Origin of the sequence: Pseudomonas sp. MD195_PC81_125 (assembly GCF_014060985.1) — a bacterium.
Lineage (GTDB): Bacteria > Pseudomonadota > Gammaproteobacteria > Pseudomonadales > Pseudomonadaceae > Aquipseudomonas > Aquipseudomonas parakoreensis.
In genome coordinates, this window is record NZ_JABULD010000444.1 from 1 (window position 1) to 3,268 (window position 3,268).

Annotated in this window: 4 protein-coding genes and 1 pseudogene; 2 read left to right on the forward strand and 3 right to left on the reverse strand. The window is 58.9% G+C overall.

Annotated elements, in window-relative coordinates:
- Positions 1–89: 89 nt before the first annotated feature.
- On the reverse strand, positions 90–524 hold the full coding sequence (gene trxC / locus HT737_RS17980) for a thioredoxin TrxC (protein WP_182403507.1): 435 nt from the start codon (positions 522–524) through the stop codon (positions 90–92).
- Positions 525–717: 193 nt separating this feature from the next.
- On the opposite strand from trxC, the gene HT737_RS17985 reads away from it, so the two are divergent.
- Positions 718–1,014 carry a type II toxin-antitoxin system HigB family toxin gene (locus HT737_RS17985; protein ID WP_047290919.1) on the forward strand — a complete coding sequence of 99 codons (297 nt, stop codon included), beginning with the start codon at positions 718–720 and terminating at the stop codon, positions 1,012–1,014.
- Positions 1,011–1,412: a type II toxin-antitoxin system HigA family antitoxin gene (locus HT737_RS17990; protein ID WP_047290920.1), complete on the forward strand. Its 402-nt coding sequence runs from the start codon at positions 1,011–1,013 to the stop codon at positions 1,410–1,412. The genes HT737_RS17985 and HT737_RS17990 overlap by 4 nt, the downstream gene beginning before the upstream one ends.
- 6 nt (positions 1,413–1,418) lie before the next feature.
- On the opposite strand, the gene selO is transcribed toward HT737_RS17990, so the two are convergent.
- Both selO and HT737_RS18000 read right to left on the reverse strand, forming a co-directional pair.
- Positions 1,419–2,882: a protein adenylyltransferase SelO gene (selO, locus tag HT737_RS17995; protein ID WP_182403509.1), complete on the reverse strand. Its 1,464-nt coding sequence runs from the start codon at positions 2,880–2,882 to the stop codon at positions 1,419–1,421.
- A gap of 48 nt (positions 2,883–2,930) precedes the next feature.
- Positions 2,931–3,268: pseudogene (locus tag HT737_RS18000) on the reverse strand (mechanosensitive ion channel domain-containing protein); the annotation flags it as partial.

Below are 3,268 nucleotides of genomic sequence, written 5' to 3' on the forward strand. Positions count from 1 at the left end.
CGCGAAGCGGCCCGCACGTTCAACATCTCGGTTGACTGAASGGGCGCCTTCGCGAGCAGGCTCGCTCCCACATGGGGGCCTGTGGAGGGTCAGATGCCCTGGCTACGCAGCCATGCCAGCAACTGCGGCAACGGAAACGCCCCGCTCTGGCGCGCCACCTCCCGGCCGTTCTTGAACAGAATCAAACTCGGAATCGAACGAATCCCCAACTGCGCCGACAACTGCTGATTGGCTTCGCTGTCGAGCTTGGCCAACCGGCACTTGCCCGCCAACTGCGCCGCCGCCTGCTCGAATACCGGCGCAAACGATTTGCACGGCCCGCACCAGTCCGCCCACACATCCACCAACAACGGCAGATCACCCTTGATCTGGCTGGCGTAGTCACCTTGCTTGAGTTCGAACGGCTTGCTCAGTAGCACCTCGGACTTGCAGCGCCCGCATTTTGGCTGGTCGGCGAGGCGTTCGGCGGGGATGCGGTTGAGGCCGTTGCAGGTAGGGCAGGGGATCAGTAATTGGGTGGTCATGAGCGAGGTCCAGTGAAGGGCGATAAATCCTAGTTGGAGACGTTTGCTCATATTTTCAATCATGCGGATGTCAATGTTGGATCTAGGCTGAGTCGTACCCAGGCAGACCGTTGGTCTGCCTGGGTGTATCGCAAGTTGCGATAATTTTGTTTTGTGATTAACTCCCCATAGCAGAATGCGATAAGGATGTTGCATGCATGTGTTCAGTGAAAAACCCATTCGTGAGGCCAAGGAGCAGTGGCCACAGGCAGCAAGCGCGCTAGCGCAATGGTTTCGTCTGGCAAGCAGGAGTTATCCAAAGGACTTCGCGGCAATGAAGTCGATATTTCCTGCCACCGACAAGGTGGGTGATCTCCACGTTTTCGACATTGGTGGCAACAAATTGAGGCTAATCGCTTTTGTCAGTTATCGGTCACAAAGGCTCTACATCAAGCATGTGCTCGACCACCGCGAATACGATCGGGGCAAATGGAAGGAGGGAAAGGTATGAGTAGTTTGATCAAGACAGTTGCCGAGCACTGGGAGTTTGTCTCTCCGTTGCTGCGAAAACCGAAAAATGAAGAGGATTACGACGTCTTGGTTCAGGCCGTTGACGAGATCCTTGAGATAACCGGTGATGATGGCTCGCATCCGCTCGCGAGTCTGGTGGACATCATCAGTGACTGGATTGGGGAGTGGGATCGCACACACCATCCGATGGCCGAGGCGAGCGGCGAAGAGGTCCTTGGCTACCTGATGCGCGAACATGGACTGACTCAGAGCGACCTGCCGGGTGTGGGTACTCAATCTGTTGTTTCGGAAATTCTGAACGGCAAGCGCAAGTTGAACTTGCGGCAAGTTCGCTGGCTGGCCGACTACTTCAAGGTGCCTGTAGACGTATTCATCTAGTCTGCCTCAAGACGAACAACTGATCTCCAGATGCTTGCCCCACTCCGGCGGCCGCTCGGCATACGCCTCCATCCCCGGTTGCTGGTCGAACGGTTTGCTCAGCACCGCATGCAGCCGGCGCACCTCGGAGTAGTCGCCTTGTTCGGCGGCATCGATGGCTTTTTGCGCCAAGTAGTTGCGCAGGATGTACAGCGGATTGACCGCGTGCATCCGTGTGCGGCGCTGTTCCTGATCGCTGTCGCCATCGCGGGCAACCCGTGCCACGTAGCGTTCGCCCCAGGCGTCGAAGCCTTTGATATCGACGAAGTCATCGCGCAATTGGGCGACAGCCTGTTCTGCTGAATCTTCGCCGAGGCGGCGGAAGAACAAGCTGTAGTCGACGCCGCTGTTCTGCATCAATTGCAGCAGGTCTTCGAGCAATTTCTGGTCGTCATCTTCGGCGCTGGTGAAGCCGAGGCGGCGGCGCATCAGGTCGAGGTAGTGCGCCTGAAACAGCGGCAGGTACAGGCCGAGGGTTTCGCGCAGGGCTTCGACGCTGATGAACGGCGTCAGCGCCTGGGCCAGGGCGCTGAGGTTCCACTGGCCGATCGGCACTTGATTGCTGAACGAGTAGCGACCCTGATCATCGGAATGGTTGCAGATGAAGTGGGCATCGAAATCGTCGAGGAAGGCGAACGGGCCGAAGTCGAAGGTGATGCCGAGGATCGACATGTTGTCGGTGTTCATCACCCCGTGGCAGAAGCCGTACGCCTGCCATTTGGCAATCAGTTCGGCATTACGCTCGACAATTTCGCGGAACATCGCCAGATACGGCTCCGGCTGCTCCAGGCATTCGGGGTAGTGCATCGCCAATACATGCTCGCCGAGCTGCTTCTGCTGCTCGGGACGCTTGGTGTAATAGAAATATTCGAAGTGGCCGAAACGGATATGGCTTGGCGCCAGACGCAGCACCATCGCCGCGCGTTCCTGCTTTTCGCGCCACACCGGAGTGTCGGAGCCGATCACGCAGGCCGCGCGTGAAGTCGGGATGTTCAGCGCGTGCAGCGCTTCGGAAGCGAGAAATTCACGGATCGATGAACGCAGCACCGCCCGACCATCGCCCATGCGCGAAAACGGCGTCTGCCCGGCGCCCTTCAGGTGCAGATCCCAATGTTCGCCGGCCTGGTTATACACCTCGCCGAGCAACAGCCCGCGACCGTCACCCAGTTGCGGTGTGTAGCCGCCAAACTGGTGCCCGGAATAGACCATCGCCCGCGGCTCGGCATCGGCCCACAGCTTGTGGCCGCCGAACAGTTCGGCAAATTCCTGAGTGTCCGCCGTCGTCGGTTCGAGATCGAGCAGGGCCAGCGCCGCCGGGCTGGCGACGACCAGACGCGGGTTGTCGATCGGCTCGGGCAGCACATGGGCGGAGAACGCGTCGCCGAGGCGGGCGAAGCGATTGTCGAAGGTCAGTTCGTCGAGGGCTTTCAAGGGCCGGCTCCAGCAGAATGTCCGAGCATTCTGCTGGGATCAGTCCGGTTAGTCGAGTTTGGCCGGCGGCGGCTCTTGCAGCGGCTTTTGCTCCCCGCCGATCGGGACGATGGTTTTGTTCTCGTCTTCGATGGGTACCAGCTTGTATTCCTGGCCATGAAGGTTTTTCAGGTACACCTCCATCTGGCGGAACGAGATGTTGATGTGCTGCTTCTTGAATTCGCGGTTGATGAAGCGGTTCACTTCATCGATCACCGGGTTGCGGTCACCGAGGTCACGTACGTGCATACGCAGTTCGTGATCGAGGGTGCTTTCGCCGAAATTGAGGAAGTACACGTGCGGCTCGGGTTCCTTGAGCACGCGCGGGTTTTCCCGGGCAGCCTTGA

Bases quoted from the DNA above. Each gene is read 5' to 3' on its own strand.
- trxC (WP_182403507.1), bottom strand. From the start codon at position 524: ATGACCACCCAATTACTGATCCCCTGCCCTACCTGCAACGGCCTCAAC.
- HT737_RS17985 (WP_047290919.1), top strand. From the start codon at position 718: ATGCATGTGTTCAGTGAAAAACCCATTCGTGAGGCCAAGGAGCAGTGG.
- HT737_RS17990 (WP_047290920.1), top strand. From the start codon at position 1,011: ATGAGTAGTTTGATCAAGACAGTTGCCGAGCACTGGGAGTTTGTCTCT.